A 1,560-nucleotide genomic window follows, 5' to 3' on the forward strand; every position below is an offset into this window, starting at 1 on the left:
GTGAAATGTAGGTTTACTTTTTTATATTTATATGATATAATATATTTATAAGTTAAATAAATAATACTTATATGAATGAACTTTGAAAACTAAATATTAGTCTTTATAAGTCTATATAAAATTGTACCAAAAATAGGTAAAATAGAATTGAAAGGATTGATAGATATGAATAAAAATGTAGACTTAAAAGCAGTAGAGGCAAAGGCAGCAGAATACAACTTCAGTGAGGCGGACCTAACTAAGGCCATAAAAGCAGTGCAGTCGCGCAAGTGCAACCTTAAAAAGAAAAAGTTCCTTGCAGACTATGAGATAAAAATGGCTGCGATACTGGCTGAAGAGGAGGTCTTAAAAGAAGCTAAAAACCTGGTGGCTCCAAAAGAAAAGTTCGTGACAGACTACACATTAGAAGATGTAAAAGAGCTTGACTATGAGCGAACAATGAGAGCTATTAAGAGCATTCAAAGTGCTACTTGTAACAACCAGGGCGACCCTGAAAAGTATGAAAAGTACAAAAACATCGAGGCAATGTTATTAGAGCATAAAGCTGAGGTTAAGCCATTAGAAGATGGTGTAATCCGTAAGAATGACTTAAGAACAGTAATTGAAGCAATAAGAACAGCCGGTGAGGTAAGTACAGAAAAAGTACTTGAAATGCTTGAAAACTTAATGTAACTACTAACTGACTTATAAAGACTAGTATTTCAAAGTTCAAAAAGTGATTAAAGAAAGGATGATAACAATGGCAAATGAGGTAAGTTTTTTCCACGCAATGAGAATAGTGACTTTTGAGGAGGACCTTGAAAAACGAACTAGGTTACTTGAAATGATTGAGATGTCAAAAGACCAATGGGACTACAACCCATTTTATCGTAAAGTGTACGAGGAACTACAAGAGGATATTGAAAAGACAAAGAGGACATTAGAAGAGGCTAAGAAAGACTTAGAGGAAGCTAAGAAAAATCATGAATAAGTACGAGGGGCTTAGGCCCCTCAGTAAAGAAAGGATGATAACAATGTTTAAGGTAGGTTATAGAAAAAACGAGTGGTTAGCAGTATGGTGCGATGAAAATGGGAATAGGTGCATAAAGGCTTTTGATACAAAAGAAGAGGCTGATACCTTTCTAGATTGTCGCTTTTGTAAGATTGGAGTTATGACTACAGCTTTCTATAATGCATTTGTAGAAAAAGTAATATCAGAATGGTGTTAAGCAAGAACGTGCATAGGGCCGGTCGAAAGACCGGCCTTTTTATTTTACCATGCAGGGCGGTCTCAGTCAGTCCGCGCGGTGGCTATCTACTAGTGCCAGGTAGTTTGCTTCAGCTTTTTATAGCTGGGCCCCGGCGGCTAAAACCCCGTGCAGTCTCCGTTGGTCCGCGCTGACGCGCCGCGGCTAAAACCCAGTGTGGCTTCAGTTAGTCCGCGCTGACGCGCCGCGGCTAAAACCCGTCGCAGCTTCAGTTGGTCCAAACGGGTCCTGGGCGGCTAAAACCCGTCGCGGCCTTTCTGTACAAGACGCAACTGTGTAGATAGCCTCAGTTTGTCAGTACTGGCCCCTGGCG

At 40.0% G+C, this 1,560-nt stretch carries 2 protein-coding genes; both read left to right on the forward strand.

Going from position 1 to position 1,560, the window contains the following annotated elements:
• The first annotated feature begins 165 nt into the window (after positions 1-165).
• On the forward strand, positions 166-672 hold the full coding sequence (locus J4G38_RS28125) for a hypothetical protein (RefSeq protein ID WP_226164112.1): 507 nt from the start codon (positions 166-168) through the stop codon (positions 670-672).
• 43 nt (positions 673-715) lie between these two features.
• Entirely contained in the window at positions 716-970 is a 255-nt protein-coding gene (locus J4G38_RS28130; protein ID WP_210522240.1) for a hypothetical protein, read from the forward strand.
• Positions 971-1,560: the final 590 nt, after the last annotated feature.

The organism is Hymenobacter terricola, assembly GCF_017921975.2.
Classification (GTDB): Bacteria; Bacteroidota; Bacteroidia; order Cytophagales; family Hymenobacteraceae; genus Hymenobacter; species Hymenobacter terricola.

What these genes read in the sequence shown, in the direction of transcription:
- J4G38_RS28125 (WP_226164112.1), top strand. Translation starts at nt 166, where the DNA reads ATGAATAAAAATGTAGACTTAAAAGCAGTAGAGGCAAAGGCAGCAGAA.